Origin of the sequence: Agromyces agglutinans, from assembly GCF_009647605.1 — a bacterium.
GTDB classification, from domain to species: domain Bacteria; phylum Actinomycetota; class Actinomycetes; order Actinomycetales; family Microbacteriaceae; genus Agromyces; species Agromyces agglutinans.
The window spans coordinates 320,668-339,734 of sequence record NZ_WJIF01000002.1; the positions used below are offsets into that span (position 1 = coordinate 320,668).

At 73.4% G+C, this 19,067-nt stretch carries 20 protein-coding genes; 9 read left to right on the plus strand and 11 right to left on the minus strand.

All coding sequences use genetic code 11. From position 1 onward, the window contains the following. Positions 1–20 precede the first annotated feature (20 nt). Complete coding sequence (locus GE115_RS04710; protein ID WP_153683623.1) at positions 21–860, plus strand: SDR family NAD(P)-dependent oxidoreductase; 840 nt, start codon at positions 21–23, stop codon at positions 858–860. A gap of 69 nt (positions 861–929) precedes the next feature. Here GE115_RS04710 and GE115_RS04715 read toward each other — a convergent pair whose 3' ends face one another. The 5 genes from GE115_RS04715 to GE115_RS04735 form a co-directional block, all read right to left on the minus strand. Continuing rightward, positions 930–1,436 carry a hypothetical protein gene (locus tag GE115_RS04715; RefSeq protein WP_153683624.1) on the minus strand — a complete coding sequence of 169 codons (507 nt, stop codon included), beginning with the start codon at positions 1,434–1,436 and terminating at the stop codon, positions 930–932. Then, complete coding sequence (locus GE115_RS04720; protein WP_153683625.1) at positions 1,433–2,686, minus strand: serine/threonine-protein kinase; 1,254 nt, start codon at positions 2,684–2,686, stop codon at positions 1,433–1,435. Before GE115_RS04720 ends, GE115_RS04715 begins: the two co-directional genes overlap by 4 nt. 90 nt (positions 2,687–2,776) lie before the next feature. Continuing rightward, complete coding sequence (locus tag GE115_RS04725) at positions 2,777–3,652, minus strand: Vgb family protein (protein WP_153683626.1); 876 nt, start codon at positions 3,650–3,652, stop codon at positions 2,777–2,779. A gap of 66 nt (positions 3,653–3,718) precedes the next feature. Beyond that, positions 3,719–4,564 carry an exodeoxyribonuclease III gene (locus tag GE115_RS04730; RefSeq protein ID WP_153683627.1) on the minus strand — a complete coding sequence of 282 codons (846 nt, stop codon included), beginning with the start codon at positions 4,562–4,564 and terminating at the stop codon, positions 3,719–3,721. A 38-nt stretch (positions 4,565–4,602) separates the two neighbouring features. Next, complete coding sequence (locus tag GE115_RS04735; RefSeq protein ID WP_153683628.1) at positions 4,603–5,130, minus strand: DUF6328 family protein; 528 nt, start codon at positions 5,128–5,130, stop codon at positions 4,603–4,605. Positions 5,131–5,242: 112 nt separating this feature from the next. On the opposite strand from GE115_RS04735, the gene cofE reads away from it, so the two are divergent. From cofE to fgd, 4 genes are all read left to right on the plus strand, one after another. Continuing rightward, positions 5,243–6,019: a coenzyme F420-0:L-glutamate ligase gene (gene cofE, locus GE115_RS04740; protein ID WP_172979702.1), complete on the plus strand. Its 777-nt coding sequence runs from the start codon at positions 5,243–5,245 to the stop codon at positions 6,017–6,019. Between the two features lie 35 nt (positions 6,020–6,054). Further along, a complete protein-coding gene (locus GE115_RS04745; RefSeq protein ID WP_153683630.1) occupies positions 6,055–7,083 on the plus strand; it encodes a TIGR03557 family F420-dependent LLM class oxidoreductase in 1,029 nt (342 codons plus the stop codon). Beyond that, entirely contained in the window at positions 7,080–7,715 is a 636-nt protein-coding gene (gene cofC / locus GE115_RS04750) for a 2-phospho-L-lactate guanylyltransferase (RefSeq protein WP_312854899.1), read from the plus strand. Before GE115_RS04745 ends, cofC begins: the two co-directional genes overlap by 4 nt. A 166-nt stretch (positions 7,716–7,881) precedes the next feature. After that, entirely contained in the window at positions 7,882–8,910 is a 1,029-nt protein-coding gene (fgd, locus tag GE115_RS04755) for a glucose-6-phosphate dehydrogenase (coenzyme-F420) (protein WP_153683631.1), read from the plus strand. Positions 8,911–8,921: 11 nt separating this feature from the next. Here fgd and ggt read toward each other — a convergent pair whose 3' ends face one another. Both ggt and GE115_RS04765 read right to left on the minus strand, forming a co-directional pair. Next, entirely contained in the window at positions 8,922–10,811 is a 1,890-nt protein-coding gene (ggt, locus tag GE115_RS04760; protein ID WP_153683632.1) for a gamma-glutamyltransferase, read from the minus strand. A gap of 124 nt (positions 10,812–10,935) precedes the next feature. Beyond that, positions 10,936–11,415, minus strand: coding sequence for a hypothetical protein (locus GE115_RS04765; protein WP_153683633.1), 480 nt, complete (start codon positions 11,413–11,415; stop codon positions 10,936–10,938). A 103-nt stretch (positions 11,416–11,518) separates the two neighbouring features. Between GE115_RS04765 and GE115_RS04770 the strand changes: the two genes are divergently transcribed. Genes GE115_RS04770 through GE115_RS04780 form a run of 3 tightly spaced genes read left to right on the plus strand, consistent with a single transcriptional unit; the run spans position 11,519 to position 14,690 of the window. Continuing rightward, on the plus strand, positions 11,519–12,769 hold the full coding sequence (locus GE115_RS04770; RefSeq protein WP_153683634.1) for a LolA family protein: 1,251 nt from the start codon (positions 11,519–11,521) through the stop codon (positions 12,767–12,769). A gap of 12 nt (positions 12,770–12,781) precedes the next feature. Then, complete coding sequence (locus GE115_RS04775) at positions 12,782–13,783, plus strand: ABC transporter ATP-binding protein (RefSeq protein ID WP_312854900.1); 1,002 nt, start codon at positions 12,782–12,784, stop codon at positions 13,781–13,783. Continuing rightward, the gene (locus tag GE115_RS04780) at positions 13,770–14,690 is read left to right on the plus strand and encodes an ABC transporter permease (RefSeq protein ID WP_153683635.1); all 921 of its coding nucleotides are present in this window, start codon (positions 13,770–13,772) and stop codon (positions 14,688–14,690) included. Before GE115_RS04775 ends, GE115_RS04780 begins: the two co-directional genes overlap by 14 nt. 22 nt (positions 14,691–14,712) lie before the next feature. Here GE115_RS04780 and GE115_RS04785 read toward each other — a convergent pair whose 3' ends face one another. Genes GE115_RS04785 through GE115_RS04795 form a run of 3 tightly spaced genes read right to left on the minus strand, consistent with a single transcriptional unit; the run spans position 14,713 to position 17,673 of the window. After that, a complete protein-coding gene (locus GE115_RS04785) occupies positions 14,713–15,588 on the minus strand; it encodes an ABC transporter ATP-binding protein (RefSeq protein ID WP_153683636.1) in 876 nt (291 codons plus the stop codon). Next, a complete protein-coding gene (locus GE115_RS04790; RefSeq protein WP_153683637.1) occupies positions 15,585–16,664 on the minus strand; it encodes a putative F420-0 ABC transporter permease subunit in 1,080 nt (359 codons plus the stop codon). Before GE115_RS04790 ends, GE115_RS04785 begins: the two co-directional genes overlap by 4 nt. Before the next feature lies 1 nt (position 16,665). Next, positions 16,666–17,673, minus strand: a complete 1,008-nt coding sequence (locus GE115_RS04795; RefSeq protein WP_153683638.1) for a putative F420-0 ABC transporter substrate-binding protein — start codon at positions 17,671–17,673, stop codon at positions 16,666–16,668. A 186-nt stretch (positions 17,674–17,859) separates the two neighbouring features. Between GE115_RS04795 and GE115_RS04800 the strand changes: the two genes are divergently transcribed. Further along, positions 17,860–18,000, plus strand: coding sequence for a hypothetical protein (locus GE115_RS04800; protein WP_153683639.1), 141 nt, complete (start codon positions 17,860–17,862; stop codon positions 17,998–18,000). Here the strand turns inward: GE115_RS04800 and cofD are convergent. After that, entirely contained in the window at positions 17,981–19,015 is a 1,035-nt protein-coding gene (gene cofD, locus GE115_RS04805) for a 2-phospho-L-lactate transferase (RefSeq protein ID WP_312854901.1), read from the minus strand. The genes GE115_RS04800 and cofD overlap by 20 nt on opposite strands. Between the last annotated feature and the right edge of the window lie 52 nt (positions 19,016–19,067).

A 19,067-nucleotide genomic window follows, 5' to 3' on the forward strand; every position in this document is an offset into this window, starting at 1 on the left:
CGCGTGGTGGAATTGACCCCATGGCGAGGACGGTGCGCGGCGCGAAGCTGCTGATCACGGGTGCGGCGAGCGGCATGGGCCGCAGCTATGCCGAGCGGGCGGTGGCCGAAGGCGCGGGATCCGTCACGCTCTGGGATCGCGACGGCGACGCGCTCGCCCGCACCACCGACGAGCTCGGCCGCGCGGCGCGCGGTCGCACGATCGTGCGCGGCGACGTCGTCGACCTCGGCGAGATGGGCGCGATCGCCAAGCACGCCCAGAAGGTGCGCAAGGAGATCGGCACCCCCGACGTGCTCATCAACAACGCCGGCATCGTGCGCGGCAACCGCTACTTCTGGGAGACCGACAACGGCGACGACACCCGCACGACGATGCGCGTGAACGCGCTCGCGCCGATGTACGTCGCCCGGGAGTTCCTGCCCGGCATGATCGCCGACGCCTACCGCGAGAAGCGCGTCGTCAACATCGCGAGCGCGGCGGGGACGCTCGGCAATCCGCGCATGGCGGCCTATGCGGCATCGAAGGCCGCCCTCATCGGGTGGAGCGACTCGCTGCGCGTCGAACTCGACCAGGCCGGTCACACGAACGTGAAGGTGACGACCGTCACGCCGAGTTACATCTCGACCGGCATGTTCGCGGGGGCGACCGGGCCGTTGCTCGCGCCCGTGCTCGAGCCCGAGTACGTCGTCGACCGGGTGTGGCGGTCGATGCTGCGTGGCGATCCGCTGGTCGAGCTCCCGCGCAGCGTACGGCTCTCGCGCGCGCTCCGCGCGTTGCTGCCGACGCGCGTGTTCGATGTCGTCGTCGGCGAGGGGTTCGGCGTCTACCGCTCGATGCAGGGGTTCACCGGGCGACGCTGAGCGCCGGCGGCTCGGCGACCGCCGGTGGTACGTCGTTTCGGCGCGGATGCCTCGGCGGGGGCTACGAGGTCACTTGTCCTTGCCGTTGCCCTTGCCCTTGTCCGGCTTCCCGCCGCCGTTGCCCTCGTTCCCGTTGCCGCCGCCCTCGTTGCCGTTGCCCTCGCCTTCGTTGCCCGCGCCCTCGTCGCCCTCGTCGCCGCCTTCGTCGGTCACCGGCGCCGGCGGCGTCTGCGCGGCGATGAGCGCCTCGAGATCGGTGCGCACCAGCGCGATCGCCTCGTCGATCTCGGCGGCCTGGTCGTCGGGCATCGTGCCGGTCGCGGATGCCTCGTCGACCTCGGCCGCGAGCAGGTCGAGCTCGGCGATCGCCCACGTGAGGTCGCCGCCCGCCGAGCGTTCGGCGATGTCGACGACCCGCGAGTGCAGCGCCTCGGTCGCCTCGGCAGAGAGCTCGGGCTCGCCGGAGCACGCGGTGAGGCCGGTCGCGAGGGCGCCCGCGATCACGAGGCCGGCGAGCGAGCCGCCGATGCGCGAGCGGATGCCGCGCCGGATGCCGGTCACGGACGACGACGTCATGGGATCACCGCCTCCTCGAGTTGCTCCAGGTGCACGCCGAGTTCACCCGGCACTGCGGGGAGCGGGCTCGGCGTGGGCTCACCGCCCCCGCCTGCCTGAATCACGATGGGCAGCACCGTGAGCGCCGCCACGGCGAGCACCGCAGCGATGAGCGCCGGAACCAGCCATCGGCCGAGTCGGCCGGAGCGGTCGCTTCGGCCGCTTCGGCTGCCTCTGCCGTCGGCTGCCCGCCTGTCGGACCCGGCGTCACGGTTCCCCTCGCCGGCGGGCATGAGCTTCGTGGGCGCGGTCGCGTCCGGCGACGTCGCCTCCTCCTCCGACGGCGTCGTCGACGACGAACCCGTGGCTGGCGTCGCGACGGTCGCCGGGCCGGCGTCGCGCGCCGCCCCCGCCGCCGCCGCCGGCAGCGCGCCCGCCCGGCTCGCGACCTCGAGCGCGGTCGGGCGGTCGGCGGGGTCGCGGGCGGTCATCGCGCTGATGAGCTCGCGCCACTCGCGGCCGAGCTCCGCGGGCACGTGGGGGTCATGCACCAAGCGTGCACTCGCGGCCTCGATGCCCGGCCCCGGGAACGCCTGCTCGCCCGTCCGCGCCTCGAGCGCGAGCAGCCCGAGCGCGTAGACGTCGGAGGCGGCGCCGGCTCCCTCGCCGCGCACCTGCTCGGGGCTGACGTACCCGGGCGTGCCGATGAGCACGCCGGCCGCCGTAAGCCGGCTGTCGTCGATGAGCCTCGCGATGCCGAAGTCGGCGAGCTTCGCGTGCCAGGGGCGGCTCGGCAGCACCGACGGAGCGAGCAGCACGTTCGCGGGCTTCAGGTCGCGGTGCACGATCCCGCGGGCGTGGATCGCGTGCAGCGCCTCGGCGAGGTCGACGAGCATGCCGGCAGCCTCGGCCGTGCCGAGCGGCCCCTGCACCCGCAGGTGTTCGCGCAGGTTCGGTCCGTCGACGAGCTCCATGACGAGGAACTCGTGGCCCGTGCTCGCATCGCGCGCGGCGTCGTGCAGCGTGACGAGGGCGGGGTGGGCGAGGCTCGCGAGGAGCGCGGTCTCGGAGCGGCGCCGCTCGGGGTCGTCGATGCCCTCGCCGACGACGAAGACCTTCACGGCCACCTCGCGGCCGAGCGCGGTGTCGAGCGCGCGATAGACCGACGCCATTCCGCCACGCCCGATCAGCGCGGTGATGTCGTAGCGGTCGCCCAGCCGAGTGCCGACGAGGGCGTCGTCGACGGCAGGACGCTCGGGTGCCGTGGTCATCGGGCCGAGGCTATCGCCGCTGACTGCGAACCCGCTGCGGGTTGCGGAACGGTAGGCCACCGGCTAACGCGGCGGTATTCCGCGCCAGGATCAGGCGCGGAATCCGGCCACCGATCCGCTCTCGAACGCCACCCAGACCACGCCGTCGGCGTCGACCGTCAGGCCGTGCGGCTCCTCGCCGAATCCCGAGAGGTCGAACTCGGAGAGCCGCCCCGTCGCATCGATCCGGCCGAGCCGGTCCGCGCCCCACTCGGTGAACCAGCAGCCCGTCGAATCGGCGACCACCGCGTGCGGACGCGAGTCGGAGCCGAGGGCGAACTCGCGGACCCGCCGCCCCGCGTCGACCTGCAACATGCGGCCGCCGGCGATGTCGGCCGCCCACACATCGTCGCCGGCGACGGCGATCCCCACCGGTGCCGCGCCGTCGGGCAGGTCCACCAGCTCGAGGTCGCCGGCCGGGTCGCGGCGCACGAGCGAGCCGGCCTGGTTCAGCGCCGCCCAGACCGAGCCGTCGGCCTGGAGGGCGACCATGGCCGGGAACGCGCCCTCGACGGGCAGCGCCACCTCGCCCGTAGTCCCGTCCGGCGCAACCGACGAGAGGGCGTTCGCCTCCATGAGGCTCACCCAGACGCCGTCGCGGCCCACGGCGATCCCGTAGGGGCCGCCCGGTGCTGCAAGGACGGTCGCCTCGTCGCCCGCCACGCGCACGAGGCGGTCTTCGCCCGTGACCGTGCACCAGGCACCGGTCGGTCCCACAGCGACCACGCCCGGACGCTCGCCGACCTCGAACCGCCGCTCGGAGCCGTCGGCAGCGCGCCGCAGCAGCTCGCCGGTCGCGACGAGGGTGACCCACAGCGTGCCGTCGGGCGCGACGGCGATCGAGTACGGCCCGGCGGCGCCGAGGTCGAACGCGCGCACGACCGTCGGAGCCGGCAGGCCGCCAGCGCGGCTGATCGGTTTCGTCATGGATGCGTCACTCCTACGGTCGAGGGCACGAGGTGCCCGGGGATGCCGACATCAGGACGGCCCTGGTCAGCCGAAGATCATCGGCAGGTCGCCCTCGTCGTCGGCGTCGCCGAACGCGAGGTCGACCAGCACGGGCACGTGGTCGCTCGGGGCCTCGCCCTTGCGCTCGTTGCGGTGGATCGAGGCATCCGTCACCGCCTGCGCGAACGCCGCCGAACCGAGGATGAAGTCGATGCGCATGCCCTCGTTGCGCGGGAATCGCAGCTGCTGGTAGTCCCAGTACGTGAACAGGCCCTCGGGCACGCGCGCGCGCACGACGTCGGAGACGCCGGCGGCCTCGAGCGCGAAGAACGCCTCGCGCTCGGCGGGCGACACGTGCGTCGACAGGCCCTCGACGACGAGCGGGTTGCCGTTGTCGACGTCGGTCGGCGCGATGTTGAAGTCGCCCATGAGCGCGAACGGCCGCTCGGGATGCGCCCCGGTCTCGGCGCGGGTGTACGCGGCGAGCGCGGCGAGCCAGTCGAGCTTGTACGTGTAGTGCGGGTCGTCGAGCGAGCGGCCGTTGGGCACGTACAGGCTCCAGAGCCGCACGCCCTCGACGGTCGCGCCGAGCGCGCGCGCCTCGACCGGCAGGTCGACACCTTCGACGCCCTTCAGGAACCCGGGCTGGCCGAACTCGGTCTCGACGTCGGCGATGGGATGCCGCGACGCGATCGCGACCCCGTTCCATTGGTTCAGCCCGTGCGCGACGACCTCGTACCCGGCCTCCTCGAAGGCCTCGTAGGGGAACTGCTCGGGCTTGCACTTGATCTCCTGCATCGCGAGCACGTCCACGTCTTCGCGCACCATCCAGTCGACCGTGCGACGGAACCGGGTGCGGATGGAGTTGACGTTCCAGGTGGCGATGCGCATGGCAACCAGCGTACGAGGCGCTGCTGACGCACGAGGCCTCAGCCGCGGCGCCGCCCGACCCGCGGCACGACGGTCCAGAACACGATCACCACGACGAGGGCGACGCCGAGTGCGACGAAGCCCGCGGTGCGGTTGACCGCGACGTCGAAGATGAGGCTCGTGACGCCCGCCGCGAGCAGGGACACGACCACGAGCAGCGCGATCAGCAGCCGGTTCGCCTGCCGCACGAGCGTCGGCTTCTGCCGTTGTCCGAACAGGCGACGGTGCATGATGACCGGCGCGAGGCCGAGCACGGTCGCGAAGCCCGCGAGCACGACGAGTACGAGGTAGAGGCCCACCTCGTACGGTTCGAGATCCGCGAACTTCGGCTGGAACGCGACGGCGAGGAGGAAGCCCGTGATGATCTGGGTGCCCGTCTGCACCGCGCGGAGCTCCTGCAGGATGTCGCCCCAGTTGCGGTCGGCCTTCTCGACGGGGGTCTCGTCGCGGCCGTCGGCGGGGTCGGCGTCGAGGTCGGCGTCTGCGTCGTCGGGCTCGGCATGGCGGGGGCCGGGTGCGGCGGTCATGGCGGCATGCTACCGGCGCGCCGTCCGTCGGCGGAGGGGGCTTGCGGCCGGCCGCTCGCATCGACCTCCACCCGGCTGCCATGATGAGGGGCGAGCGTTTCGGGGGTTGCACATGGGCTTCAGCGTCGACGGCGTCGAGGGCATCGGGGAGATCGAGCCGGGCGCCGATCTCGCCGCGATCATCGCGGAGGCGGCCGAACTCGACGACGGCGACATCCTCGTCGTCACGAGCAAGATCGTCTCGAAGGCCGAGGGTCGCATCGTGCAGGCAGCCGACCGCGAGCAGGCGATCTCCGACGAGACCGTGCGCGTCGTCGCGACGCGCACGTTCGAGGGCGGCGTCACGCGCATCGTCGAGAACCGGCAGGGCATCATCGGCGCGGCCGCCGGGGTGGATGCCTCGAACGCGCCCGACGGCACGGTGCTGCTGCTCCCCGTCGATCCGGATGCCTCGGCCCGCGCCCTCGCGACCGGCCTCCGCGCGCTCACCGGGCGCACGGTCGGCGTCATCCTCTCGGACACCCTCGGACGCCCCTGGCGCGACGGGCAGACCGACATCGCGATCGGCGCCGCGGGCGTGCACGTCTTCGACGACCTGCGGGGCGGCACGGATGCCTCCGGCAAGCCGCTCTCGGTCACGATGCCGTGCGTGGCCGACGAGATCGCCGGCGCCGCCGAACTCGTGAAGGGCAAGTCGAGCGGGGTGCCGGTGGCGGTGGTGCGCGGGCTCGGCCGGTACGTCGGCGAACTCGACCTGCCCGGGGCCCGCTCGATCCAGCGTCCGGCCGACCGCGACCTGTTCCGCCAGGGCGCCGACGAGGCGTACGACGAGGGCTACCGCGCGGGCTTCGAGGAATCCGTCGCCGAGGGGCGCCCACTGGTCGAGTAGGCCCGCCGACCGGCGCGGCACGGCAGGATGGGACCATGCCAGTGCACGAGGACCCAGGGCGATCGGGCCGACCGCATATCGGCTACGCCGCGATGCTCGAGCGGTTCCCTCCCGCCGAGGCGGTCGATCTCGCCGCGCTCGCCGAGGCGAACGGCTTCACGGGCGTCATGGCGAGCGACCACTTCCAGCCGTGGCTTCCCGCGCACGGCGAGTCGTCGTTCGTGTGGAGCGTGCTCTCGGCCATCGGCGCGCGCACCACGGGCGACCTCGGACCGGGGGTCACGACCCCCGGCTTCCGGATGCATCCCGCCGTCGTCGCCCAGGCGAGCGCGACGATCGCCTCGATGTTCCCCGGCCGGCACTGGCTCGGCATCGGGTCGGGCGAGGCGATCAGCGAGCACGTCGTGGGGACGTACTGGCCCGAGCCGCCCGAGCGCATCGAGCGGATGTTCGAGGCGGTCGACCTGGTCAAGCGGCTCTTCGCGGCGTCCATCGCCGGCCGTGACGTCCGCTTCGCCGGGCAGTTCTTCAAGCTCGAGTCGACGCGCCTGTGGACCATGCCGCCGGTTGCGCCCGACATCCTGGTCGCTGCCGGAGGCCCCGTCACGGCCCGCCGCGCGGGTCGCGTCGCCGACGGCCTGATCACGATGGGCGCGCCGGTCGACCGGCTCGCGGCGCTCCTGCAGCGCTTCGGCGAGGGCGCGCGCGAGTCGGGTCGCGACCCCGGGCGGATGCCCCGCGTGCTGCAACTGCACCTGTCGTGGGCACCGACCGACGAGGAGGCGATGGACAACGCCCTGCGCGAGTGGCCGATCGCGGGGCTCCGGGCGCCCCGCGGAGACATCCGCTCGCCGTACGATCTCGAGCACTTCGCGCGCACCGTGCGGCCCGCGGACTTCGCCGGCCGCCTCGCCGTCGGCGCGGACCCCGATCGGCATCGCGCGAGCATCCAGCGTTACCTCGACCTCGGCTTCGACCGCATCTACCTGCACAACGTCGGCCGCGACCAGGCCGCGTTCCTCGAGGTCTTCGGCCGCGAGGTGCTGCCGGGGCTGCGCCGGTGAGCGGGTCGGATGCCTCGCGCTGGACGGTGATCGTGCCGGTCAAGGCGCCGGGGCGCGCGAAGACGCGGCTGGCGCCGCACGTGTCGCCGGCCGCTCGGGCCGCGCTCGCCCGCGCGTTCGCCGCAGACACGGTCGCGGCCGCGCTCGCCGCGGACTCCGTCGCGCGGGTGCTGGTGGTCGGCGACGACCCGTCGCTCGCGGGCGACGCCGAGTTCCTCGACGAGGGGCGTCCGGCCGGGCTCACGGCGTCGATCGCGCTGGGCATTGCGCATGCGCGGGCGACCGGGGCCGGCGCCGTCGCGGTGCTGCTCGGCGACGTGCCGTGCCTGCCGTCCGCCGACCTCGACGCCGCGCTGGCCGCGGCGGCGGGGCATCCGCTCGCCTTCGTTCCCGACGCCGACGGCGACGGCACGACCCTCGCGACCGCGCGGCCCGGCGTCGCGTTCGAGCCGCGGTTCGGGGTCGACTCGGCGGCCGAGCACGAGCGGGCGGGCTTCGCCCGGCTCGAGGCATCCGCCCGCCTGCGTCGCGATGTCGACACGCTCGCCGCCCTCGAGGAGGCGATCGCGCTCGGCACCGGGCCGCACACCGCCCGCGTCGTCGCCGCCCTCGCCGACGGCGCCTTCGGCTGACCCGCCGGGCCGCCCGCCGCGGGGCGCCGCCGCCCGCTCCCGGCGTGACCGCCGCGTGATGTCGCGCGAACTGCGCTTCAGCAGGTCGCATTCCCGCAGTTCGCGCGACATCGCGGGCGCAGGACCCCCGGGCCGCGCGATGCCCGTTCCGTGGAAGGATCGAGGCATGAGCCTCACCCTCGGATACAAGGCCTCCGCCGAGCAGTTCGACCCCCGCGAGCTCGTCGAGCTCGCCGTCGCGGCCGAGTCGCACGGCTTCGAATCGGTGTGGACGAGCGACCACTTCCAGCCGTGGCGCCACCAGGGCGGGCACGCGCCGTTCTCGCTGACCTGGATGGCCGCGGTGGGCGAGCGCACGTCGACGGTGCGCATCGGCACGAGCGTGATGACGCCGACGTTCCGGTACAACCCGGCCGTGCTCGCGCAGGCGTTCGCCTCACTCGGCGTGCTGTACCCGGGCCGCGTCATCGCGGGCTTCGGCACGGGCGAGGCGCTCAACGAGATCGCGACCGGCTTCCGCGGCGCGGGCGAGCAGGACTGGCCCGAGTTCAAGGAGCGCTTCGCACGCCTGCGCGAGGCCGTGCGCCTCATGCGCGCGCTCTGGACCGACGGCGAGCAGGTCAGCTTCGAGGGCGAGTACTACTCGACGCACGACGCGTCGATCTACGACCGGCCGGATGCCCCGGTGCCGGTGTACATCGCCGCCGGCGGGCCGACCGTGGCCAAGTACGCGGGCCGCGCAGGTGACGGCTTCATCTGCACGTCCGGCAAGGGCGCCGAGCTGTACGTGGACCAGCTGATCCCGGCGGTGAAGGAGGGCGCCGAGGCCGGTGGCCGCTCCTTCGACGCGCTCGACCGCATGATCGAGATCAAGCTCTCGTACGAGGAGACGCAGGAGGCCGCCCTCGAGAACACCCGGTTCTGGTCGCCGCTGTCGCTCTCGAAGGAGCAGAAGCACGACATCACCGACCCGGTCGAGATGGAGCGGGCCGCCGATGCGCTGCCGATCGAGCAGATCGCGAAGCGTTGGATCGTCGGCACCGACCCCGATGCGGTCGTCGAGGAGATCGGGCAGTACCTCGACTGGGGCTTCGATCACCTGGTGTTCCACGCGCCGGGGCACGACCAGCGGCGCTTCATGCAGCTCTTCGAGCGCGACCTCGCGCCGCGGCTGCGGGCGCGCGCGGGCGCGTAGGCCTCAGCACCCTACCGCTGCGGCCGCACCACGAGCCCGGTGCCGCCGCCGCGTCGCACGGGCTCGGCGGCCGCGGTCATCGTGCCGTCGGGGGCGACCTCGATCGTCGCGGCGGCGCCGATCTGCGCGGCCGACGTGAACCGGTCGCCCGACGGCGTGAACGCGTGGCCGTACGCACCCAGGGCGGCACCGTACGCGTCGATGAACTCGGGCTCGGCCGGCGTCACCGCCGCGTTGCGCTGCGACGCTCGCGGCGCGGCCACGGCCTCGGGCAGCGTCATCCCGAGGTCGATGCGATTCAACAGGATCTGCGTCACGGTCGTGATGATCGTCGCGCCGCCGGGCGAGCCGAGCACGTAGCGCACCTCGCCGCCCTCGGTCACGATCGTGGGCGACATCGACGAGCGCGGCCGCTTACCCGGCTCGATGCGGTTCGGGTCGCTCTCGTTGTAGACGGTGCTGAAGTCGGTCAGCTCGTTGTTGAGCAGGAATCCGCGGCCCGGAACGGTCATGCCCGAGCCGCCGGTCTGCTCGATGGTGAGCGTGTACGCGACGGCATCGCCCCACTTGTCGACGACCGAGAGGTGCGTCGTCGAGACGTTCTCGGTGTCGGCGTGCTCCTCGAACGCGACGGCTGCGCAGCCGACCGCGTCGAGCGCACCCGCGGGCACGGGTCGCACCGACGCGGCATCCGGATCGATGGTGCAGTCGCGCGCGTCGGCGAAGTCCTGGCTCAGCAGTGTCGCGGTCGGCACGTCGACGTATGCCGGGTCGCCGACGTAGGCGTTGCGGTCGGCGAACGCGCGGGCGGTCGCCTCGAGGAACAGGTGCAGGCTCTGCGTGGTCGCCTCGGGCGACTCGGCCGACAGGTCGTGGTTCTCGAGGATGTTGAGCGACTCGCCCACGGTGGTCCCGCCCGACGAGGAGGGCGCCATGCCGTAGACGTCGAGTCCGCGGTACTCGACGTGCGTCGGCTCCTGCTCGACGACCTCGTAGGCGGCCAGGTCGTCGGTCGTGAGCGTGCCGGGCGGCGCCGGGAGCGGCGACGCCGGGTCCTTGCGCGGATGCTGCACCACGTCGGCGATCTCGGCGGCGAGCGGGCCCTCGTAGAAGGCGTCGGTGCCGCGCTTGGCGATGAGCGAGAGCGTGTCGGCCAGGTCGGGATTGCGGAACGTCGTGCCGACCTGCGGGGCGTCGCCGCCCGGGAGGAAGAGCTCGGCCGTGTCGGGGAACGCGGCGAAGCGCGCCTGGTTGTCGAGGGTCTGGCCGCGGAAGGTCTCGTCGACGGGGAACCCGTGCTTCGCCAGCTGGATGGCCGGATGCAGCGCCTGCTTCAGGCCCTTCGTACCGAACCGCTCGAGCGCGCGCTCCCAGGTCGCGAGGGTGCCCGGCACGCCGACGGAGACCCCCGACGAGACGAGCTCGGGCGAGAACCGGTACGGCGCACCGGTCGCCGGGTCGATGAAGGCGTCGGTCGGCATGCCCGCCGGCGCGGTCTCGCGGCCGTCGATGGTGCTGACCGTGCCGGTCTCCGCGTCGAAGTGCACGAAGTACCCGCCGCCGCCGATGCCGGCGCTGTACGGCTCGGTCACGCCGAGCGCCGCGGCCGTCGCGACCGCCGCATCGGCGGCGTTCCCGCCGGAGCGCAGCATCTCGATGCCCACCCGGCTGGCCGACGCGTCGACGGATGACACGGCCCCGCCGCTGCCGACCGACGTGGCGACCGGGGTCGCGTCGGGTCGGCCGTGACCACCGTGGCCGCCGTGCCCGCCGCGGCCCCCGGGATCGGCCCACGCGGGCGCCGCCGAGGCGATCAGGCCGGCCGTGAGCGGCGCGGCGAGCAGCACCGCCGCACGCCGGAGCGTGCGGCGGCGGTGGCGAGGACGGACGACGTCGACCATGAGAACCCCCCGAACTGGGCACAACGTGCGATGGGCCACACCGTAGCGCCGCGCGGCGGGCGCGGCAACGGGTCGAGGCGGCCGGGCCGCAGCAGGGGCCCGCAGCCGGGGTCCGCAGCCCGCGTCAGTGCAGGCCGGGCCGGTTCAGGCTCGGCGGCAGCTTGCAGTAGTCGTAGAAGTACCGGGTCGGGGCATCCTCTTCGGTGGCGTCGACGATGACGTTCGCTCCCGAATCGGGCAGTTCGTCGCCCGCGAGCACCCACACCGAGAAGTGCCAGATGCCGCGCGTGGCGTCGTGCAGGAGCGCGGTGCCGTCGACCACGAGCACGGTGTCGGCGTCGCTCGCATCGTCGAGTGCGCCGGCGCGGAACGGCTCGATCGTGTCGCGCCGGAGGGTCGCCTCGTCGGCGTCGCCGACCGAGCGGCGGGCGACCCGCTGCCCCTGTGCGGCGAGCACTGCGGCGAGGTCGTCGGCGAAGCGCGTGGATCGCGCGGCATCCGTCGCGCCGACCGCGACCAGCCGCCTCGCTCGAGGGGAGTTGTGCAGGAACTCCGCCGCGACGCCGTCGATGAGCTCGCGTCGGGCCTCGGTCACCGTGGTCATTCCGCCACCGTAGCGCCGCCCGGGCGGCTCCGCACCGGTCGCGCATCCTGAGCGTTCGCCGCGATTCCGCACCGGATGCCACGTCGCGACGTACCCTGAGCGCATGAGCCCACGCACCGACGGGCGACTCCGCAGCCGCGCCCTCCTCTGGATTCCCGCGGTCGCCGTTCCGGCCGCGATCGCCGCCGCGGTGATCGTGCCGATGCAGGCCAGCGCCGCCGTCGACCTGCCCGACAAGACCGTCGCGGAGCTGCTCGAGTTCGCGTCGACGAGCGATGTCGAAGCGTTCAGCGGCACGATCGAGCAGACCTCGGAACTCGGCATCCCCGACCTCGCCGGACTCACCGGCGCGATGGGCGGTGCGGGCAGCGGTTCCGCTGATGCGGGGGCCCGCGGCGACGACGCGGCGCAGCCCGCCGATCTCGACGACCTCATCTCGCTCGCGACCGGATCGCACACCGCGAACGTCTACGTCGACGGCTCGCTCGCTCGACTCCAGGTGCTCGACCAGCTCGCCGAGCGCAATGTCTACGTCGACGGCGAGGCCGCGGAAGGGTGGTTCGTCGACTCCGAGACCAAGACCGCGACGCACGTCGTGCTGCCCGAGGGCACCGACCCCGAGCAGCTGGGTGCCGAAGCCGAGGCGCACGCGGACGTTTCAGCCGAGGAGGCCCGCGCGCGCATCGAGGCCGAGACCGGCGCGCCGCTGCCGACGCCCGAGGAGCTGCTCGACCGCGCGCTCGCCTCGCTCGACGAGACGACCGAGGTCACCGTCGGCACCGACGCCCGGGTCGCCGGGCGCGAGGTATATGAGCTCGTGCTCGAGCCTCGCACCGACGACACGCTCGTCGGCTCGCTCCGCTTCGCCGTCGACGGCGAGAACGGAATGCCGCTCGCCGCATCGATCTCCGCGCGCGGGGCCGACGAGCCCGCGTTCCGTGTCGCCTTCTCCGAGGTGTCGTTCGAGGCTCCGGATACCTCGGTCTTCGAGTTCGCTCCGTCGGCCGACTTCACCGTCACCGAGCGCGAGATCCCGATTCCGACCGAGCAGGAGCTCGCCGAGTGGCGCGCCGGTCTCGAGGCGAAGGCAGGCGGGGCGCATTCGGGCGAGCAGGGTGTCCCGTCGCCGATCGTGCACGGCGACGGCTGGGCCACCGTGGTCGAGCTGCCGCTGCCGTCGGTCGACGCCGAGATGCTCGACTCGCTCACCCGAGCGGTCGACGGCGCACGAGTGCTCGAGACCTCGCTCCTGACCGTGCTGATCACCGACGACGGGCGCGTGCTCGCGGGCGCGGTGCCCGTCGAGCGGCTGGTTGAGGTCGCGGCCGCCGGGGCCGCGGACACCGGGCGCTGACGGGCGACCCGGGTGAGCGGGCGGGCCGGCACCGTCGTCGACGATGCAGTCGCGGACGACGCCGCCGACCTCGCGATCCGCACGCGCGGGCTCACGAAGCGCTTCCGCTCGCAGGTCGCGGTCGACGGGCTCGATCTCGCCGTGCCGCGCGGGGCGGTGTACGGGTTCCTCGGCCCGAACGGCTCGGGCAAGACCACGACCATCCGGATGCTGCTGGGCCTCGTCCGCGCGACCGCCGGCGAAGCCGAGGTGCTCGGATCGCCCATGCCGCGGGCCATCGACGCCGTGCTGCCGAGGGTGGGCGCGCTCGTCGAGGGCCCCGCGTTCTCGCCGTACCTGACGGGCGCGCAGAACCTTCGCCGGTTCGACGCCGCCGACCGCCACTCGATCGGCTCGACCCGTGATACCCGGGTCGCTGAGGCCCTCGAGCGGGTCGGCCTCTCGCACGCCGCGGCGAAGAAGGCGCATGCGTACTCGCTCGGCATGAAGCAGCGCCTCGGACTCGCGAACGCGCTGCTGATGCCGCGCGACCTGCTCGTGCTGGACGAACCGACGAACGGGCTCGACCCGCAGGGCACGCGCGAGGTGCGCGCGCTGATCCGCTCGTTCGCGGCCGACGGCACCACGGTGTTCGTGTCGAGCCACCTGCTCGCCGAGGTCGAACAACTCTGCACGCACGTCGGCGTGATGAGCGCCGGCCGGCTCGTCGCGCAGGGCACGCTCGAGGAGCTCCGCCGGTCGGGCGGTCGGGCGCGGGTCCGGGTGAGGACTCCGGATGCCCCGGCGGCACGCCGCGTGCTCGCGGGCCTCGGCATCGAGGTCGAGTCCGGGTCCGCGGCATCCGACCTCGAGGTCGTCGTCGGTACGTTGCCCGACGATGAGGAGGCTCCCGAGGCGATCGTCGCCGCACTGGTCGCCGAGCGGGTGCGCGTTCGCGGCTTCGCCGTCGAACGCGCGAGCCTCGAGCAGCGATTCGTGGAGCTCACCGGGGAGGGCTTCGATGTCGTCGCGTGAGGCGGATGCCACGACCGGCGCCGCACGGGACGCCGACCTGGCCGACGCGGGTGGCACGACCGACACGGTGCGCCGGCCGCGCGCTGCGGCATCCGGCACGCTGCGCCTGCTCGGCAACGAACTGGCGACGCTCTTCACCCGCTGGCGCACCTGGGCGATGCTCGGTGCCCTCGCGTTGATCCCGATCCTCATCGGCATCGCGATCCGGATCGCCGGCGGGTCGAGCGCCGGCCGTGGACCCGCGTTCCTCGACCAGATCACGGGGAACGGGCTCTTCGTCGGCATCGCGGCGATGACCGTCGCGATCCCGCTGTTCCTGCCGCTCACGATCGGCGTCACGGCGGGCGACGCGATCGCGGGCGAAGCGAGCCACGGTACCCTGCGGTACCTGCTCATCGCTCCGGCCGGCCGCATCCGGCTGCTCGTCGTGAAGTACCTCGCGGCCGCCGCCTTCTGCCTCGCCGGAACCCTTACCGTGGTGGTCCTCGGCACGCTCGTCGGCTGGCTGCTCTTCCCGATCGGACCGGTGACGCTGCTCTCCGGCGACGAGATCCCGGTGGGCGAGGGGCTGCTGCGGTTCCTGGCGGTGGCGGCGTACGTCGCGGTGTCGCTGCTGGGCCTCTCCGCGATCGGGCTGTTCCTGTCGACCCTGACCACCGTGCCGATCGGCGCGATGGCGGCGACGTCGATCCTCGCGGTCGTGTCGCAGATCGTCGGCGCGATCCCGCAGCTCGAGGCGCTGCATCCGTGGCTGTTCACCGATCGCTGGCTCGACTTCGCCGACCTGCTGCGCTCGCCGCCCGTGTGGGACTCGTTCGCTGCGAACGCGCTGCTGCAGGGCGCCTACGTGCTCGTCTTCGGCACGCTCGCGATCACGCGGTTCGTCACGCGCGACGTACTGAGCTGACGTCCGGAGCCCGCCGGTCGGCTCAGCCCGGCGCGATGCCGAGGTAGTGCACCACGGGGCGGCCGGTGCGCGGATGCCGCTCCACCTCGGCCTCGACGCCCCAGACGTCGCGCAGCAGGGTTGCGGTGATCACCTCGTCGGGTGCGCCTGCGGCGACCACTGCGCCCTCGGCCAGCACGACCACGTGATCGGCGTACGAGGCGGCGAGTCCGAGGTCGTGCAGCGCCGCCAGCACCGTGAGGCCGTCGGCGGCCAGCCGACGGAGCAGCTCGAGCGTCACGAGCTGCGCGCGCACGTCGAGGTGGTTGGTCGGCTCGTCGAGCAGCAGCAGCTCGGGTTCCTGGGCGAGTGCTCGGGCGAGGTTGACCCGCTGCCGCTCGCCGCCCGAGAGCTCGTCGTACGGACGATCGGTGAACGCCTCGGCGCCGACCGCCTCGAGGCTGCGGGCGACGACCTCGCGGTCGGCGTCGCGCTCGCCACCCCACGCACCCTGGTGCGGGATGCGCCCGAGCGCGACGACGTCGCGCACCCGCAGCCCCTGCGTGCGCGCGTCCCTCGCCTCCTGCTCGGCGAGCGCGATGCGCCGGGCCCGTTCTCGTCGGCGCAGCGTGGCGAGGTCCTCGCCGAGCAGGTGCGCGGTGCCCGAGTCGGGCGATTCGATGCCCGCCACGAGGTGCAGCAGGGTGCTCTTGCCGGCGCCGTTCGGCCCGACGAGCGCGCCGACGGCGCCGCGTGGCAGCTCGAGACCCACCTCCTCGAGCACGAGCCGGTCGCGGCGCGCGAATCGAACGTGCGCGAGGTCGAGGGCGGATGCCTCGGGCCGGGCATCCGGCGACGACACATCCAGCGGCGTGGCATCCGCCGACGTGGCATCCGCGATTCGGATCTCGCCGCTCATCGCACGACCCGCGATCGGATGAGCAGCACGGCGAACACCGGCCCGCCGACGAGCGCGGTGAGGATGCCGACCGGCAGCTCGCGCGGGTCGAACAGGGTGCGCGCGCCCGTGTCGACCCAGACGAGGAAGACCGCGCCCGCGAGCGCTGACAGCGGGAGCAGCGCGCGATGCCCGGCGCCGACCACGAGGCGCACGGCGTGCGGGAGGATCAGGCCGACGAAGCCGATCGCGCCGCTGACGGCGACGAGCGCTCCGGTGAGGAGCGCCGTCGCGACGAGCAGCAGGCCGCGGGTTCGGGCGACGTGCACGCCGAGCGCGGCGGCTGCCGAATCGCCGAACGTGAACGCGTCGAGCGTCCGGCCCGCGAGCAGCAGGGGAGCGCCGACGACCAGCAGCGCGCCGCCCGCCAACGCCACCGAACCCCAGTCGGTGCCGGCCAGCGAGCCGAGCAGCCAGTTCAGGATCTCGCGGTAGCTGTCGTTGGTGGCGCTCCAGAAGATGACGAGGCTCGTGACCGCGCCGAAGACCGCCGATACGGCGAGCCCCGCGAGCACCGTGGTCGTGGGATTCAGGCCTCCTGCAGCCCGCGCGAGCCCGAGCGTCGCGGCGAGGGCCGCGAGCGCGCCGGCGAACGCGGCCAGCGGCAGGGCCAGCGACATCCCGAGCACGAGCACGACGACCGCGCCGACCGACGCCCCCGACGAGAGTCCGAGCAGGTACGGATCGGCGAGCGGGTTGCGGGTGAGTGCCTGCATGACGGCCCCGCAGAGCGCGAGGCCCGCGCCGACGGCCGCGGCCGTGAGCACGCGGGGGACCCGCAGCTCCCACACGATCGCGTCGCGCAGCGGGCTCAGCACGGGGTCGCCGATGCCGAGGTGCGCCCCGACGCTCGCGAGGACCTCGGGGGGCGTGAGCGCGGCCGGCCCGATGGTCACGGCCATGACGACGGATGCCACGAGCACGACGGCCAGGCCGGCGCCCCACCAGGCGGCGCGTGGCCCCGTCGGTCGAGTCGGGCGCGAAGCACCCGTCTCGAGACCCCGACGAGTGTCGGCACCGTTCCGCGTCGCCGTCATGTCAGCCCAGCGCCCCCAGCTGTTCGACGACGGATGCCACGGCGTCGACGTTGCGCACGCCGGCCTCGGTCGCCGGGAAGTCGACGATCACGTACCGCTGCTGCTGCACGGCGGGCAGCTGCGCCGTCACGGGGTTCTGCTCGAGCTGGGCGATCTTCGACTCGGCGGTGTTCCACGCGGCGTCGACGAGCACGATGACGTCGGGCTCGGCGTCGGCGATCGCCTCCCAGCTCATCGACGTCCACGTGTCGTGCACGTCGGCGGCGATGTTCTCGAGGCCCGCGGCCTGCATGATCATCTGCGGCGCGCCGATGCCCGCACCGACGTACGGGGTCTCGTCGCCCGACGAGTACCAGAGCGCGGTCAGGCCCTCGGCGTTCGGCTCGATCGCCTCGAGTGCGGCGCGCTGGTCGGCGACGAGCTCGGTCGCGGCATCCTCGACGCCGAAGATCGCGCCCGCTTGCTCGAAGCCGCCGAAGACGTCGTCGAACGTCAGCGGATCGGGCATGTACCCGGCGGCCTTGCAGGCCGCGGGGGCGACGTACGTGCGCACGCCCAACTGCTCGAGCGCGGCGCGTTCGCCGACGCCCTCGGCGGAGAAGTTCGACTCCCAGCCGGCGAAGACGAGGTCGGGTTCGAGCGCGAACGTCGCCTCCTGCGACGGCACCTTGTCGGAGAGGCTCTCGATGCCGGATGCCGCGTCGGCGAACGCGTCGGGCACCGGCCCGTCGCTGAACGCACTGCCGACGACTCGGTCCTCGAGTCCGAGCGCGAGCAGCAGCTCGAGGGTCGAGCTCTTCACCGTGATGACGCGCTCGGGCGCCTGCTCGAACGTCACCTCGGTGCCGCAGTTGTCGATGGTGAGCGGGTAACCGGTCGACGCGGTGTCGGCACTGCCCGGCTGATCGTCGGGCGACGTGCCTCCGGACGCCGGCGTGGCGCAGCCGGCCAACAGGGCGACGGCGGGAAGGGCGAGCGCGAGCAGGCGGCCGGATCGCGGGATGGGCATGGTTCCTCCGGGACGGCGTGGTGCGGACTTCGACAGCAGTCGAGGACACGCGGCCCAATCCCGGGCCATCACAACCGATCAGAGCCGATCGGCGGTCGGTTTCATCATACGACGGTGTTCGCACGCCGCGACCGCGTAGGGTTGCGCGCACGGGGCCGTTCGAGCTCCCGATCGAAGGTCGTCATCATGTCCGACAAGTCCCCCAAGAAGTCCGGTTCCAAGACCGCCGCCACCCGCACGCTCAAGGAGAAGCGGGCCGACAAGAAGTCGAAGGTCGCCGGCCGAGCCGGCAACGACATCACCGAGGTCACGCACCGGAAGAAGTAACCGCCGCGCCGAGGTCGATCGCCGCGCCCGCGAGCGCGGCGGAGGTGTCGAGGTCGCGCATCCAGAGCGGTACCGCGCGCACCTCGAGGCCCGACCCGGCGAGCGAGCCGGTCGCCGAGGCATCCGCTTCGTCGACCAGCCAGCCGTCGAGGATGCCGTCGGCTGACCGCGCGCCGTAGTGGCGCGCGACCGCCGCCGCGTCGGTCTCCACGCCGATGGCGGTGAGGCACGCGTCGGCCATGCCGCGCACGACCTTGCCGCCGATGATCGGGGAGATGCCCACGACGGGCGCGTGCGTCGCCCGGATCGCCTCGCGGATGCCGGGCACGGCGAGGATCGTGCCGATCGACACGACCGGGTTCGACGGCGCGACGAGCACGAGGTCGGCGCCGAGGATCGACTCGACGACGCCGGGCGCCGGCTCGGCGACGTCGAGGTTCCGCTGCCGGAAGGCGATGGCCGGCAGGCTCGCGCGGTAGCGCGTCCACCACTCCTGGAAGTGCAGCTCGCGGGTGCCGTCGAGCTCATCGGGGTCGGCCACCTCGACGTGCGTGTCGACCTCGGCGTCGGTCGCGGGCCGGAGGTGCACGCCGAGCTCCCATCGGCGCTGCAGCCGCTCGCCGACCTGGGTGGGTGTGAGCCCCTCGCGCAGCCACGCAGTGCGCGCCAGGTGCGTACCGAGGTCGAGGTCGCCGAGCGTGAACCACGGCCAGCCGACGCCCCACTCGCGCAGCTCGGCGGCGACGCGCTCGGACTCGCCCGCGCGACCCCACCCGCGCTCGGCGTCGTTCACGCCCGCGAGCGAGTAGAGCAGCGAGTCGAAGTCGGGCATGAGGCGGACACCCGCGAGCCAGAGGTCGTCGCCCGTGTTCACGATGACGTCGACGGCGATGTCCTGAGCCCGGCGAACGGATGCCTCGTCGCCGGACCCTGCGGCCCGCCGCCCGACTTCCTCGCGGAGCCCGCGCACGAAGCGCGATCCGCCGACACCGCCCGCGAGCACCGTGATCTGCACCGGATCAGCCTAAGACCGCGTCGCCCGGGCGCCGGCCGATCGGGCGAACTCG

Bases quoted from the DNA above. Each gene is read 5' to 3' on its own strand.
- GE115_RS04735 (WP_153683628.1), bottom strand. From the start codon at position 5,130: ATGACCGCCGCACCCGGCCCCCGCCATGCCGAGCCCGACGACGCAGAC.
- GE115_RS04745 (WP_153683630.1), top strand. From the start codon at position 6,055: ATGCCAGTGCACGAGGACCCAGGGCGATCGGGCCGACCGCATATCGGC.
- ggt (WP_153683632.1), bottom strand. From the start codon at position 10,811: ATGGTCGACGTCGTCCGTCCTCGCCACCGCCGCCGCACGCTCCGGCGT.
- GE115_RS04785 (WP_153683636.1), bottom strand. From the start codon at position 15,588: ATGAGCGGCGAGATCCGAATCGCGGATGCCACGTCGGCGGATGCCACG.
- GE115_RS04765 (WP_153683633.1), bottom strand. From the start codon at position 11,415: ATGACCACGGTGACCGAGGCCCGACGCGAGCTCATCGACGGCGTCGCG.
- GE115_RS04795 (WP_153683638.1), bottom strand. From the start codon at position 17,673: ATGCCCATCCCGCGATCCGGCCGCCTGCTCGCGCTCGCCCTTCCCGCC.
- GE115_RS04730 (WP_153683627.1), bottom strand. From the start codon at position 4,564: ATGCGCATCGCCACCTGGAACGTCAACTCCATCCGCACCCGGTTCCGT.
- GE115_RS04715 (WP_153683624.1), bottom strand. From the start codon at position 1,436: ATGACGTCGTCGTCCGTGACCGGCATCCGGCGCGGCATCCGCTCGCGC.
- GE115_RS04725 (WP_153683626.1), bottom strand. From the start codon at position 3,652: ATGACGAAACCGATCAGCCGCGCTGGCGGCCTGCCGGCTCCGACGGTC.
- GE115_RS04790 (WP_153683637.1), bottom strand. From the start codon at position 16,664: ATGACGGCGACGCGGAACGGTGCCGACACTCGTCGGGGTCTCGAGACG.
- GE115_RS04710 (WP_153683623.1), top strand. From the start codon at position 21: ATGGCGAGGACGGTGCGCGGCGCGAAGCTGCTGATCACGGGTGCGGCG.
- GE115_RS04770 (WP_153683634.1), top strand. From the start codon at position 11,519: ATGAGCCCACGCACCGACGGGCGACTCCGCAGCCGCGCCCTCCTCTGG.
- GE115_RS04720 (WP_153683625.1), bottom strand. From the start codon at position 2,686: ATGACCACGGCACCCGAGCGTCCTGCCGTCGACGACGCCCTCGTCGGC.
- fgd (WP_153683631.1), top strand. From the start codon at position 7,882: ATGAGCCTCACCCTCGGATACAAGGCCTCCGCCGAGCAGTTCGACCCC.
- GE115_RS04780 (WP_153683635.1), top strand. From the start codon at position 13,770: ATGTCGTCGCGTGAGGCGGATGCCACGACCGGCGCCGCACGGGACGCC.
- cofE (WP_172979702.1), top strand. From the start codon at position 5,243: ATGGGCTTCAGCGTCGACGGCGTCGAGGGCATCGGGGAGATCGAGCCG.
- GE115_RS04800 (WP_153683639.1), top strand. From the start codon at position 17,860: ATGTCCGACAAGTCCCCCAAGAAGTCCGGTTCCAAGACCGCCGCCACC.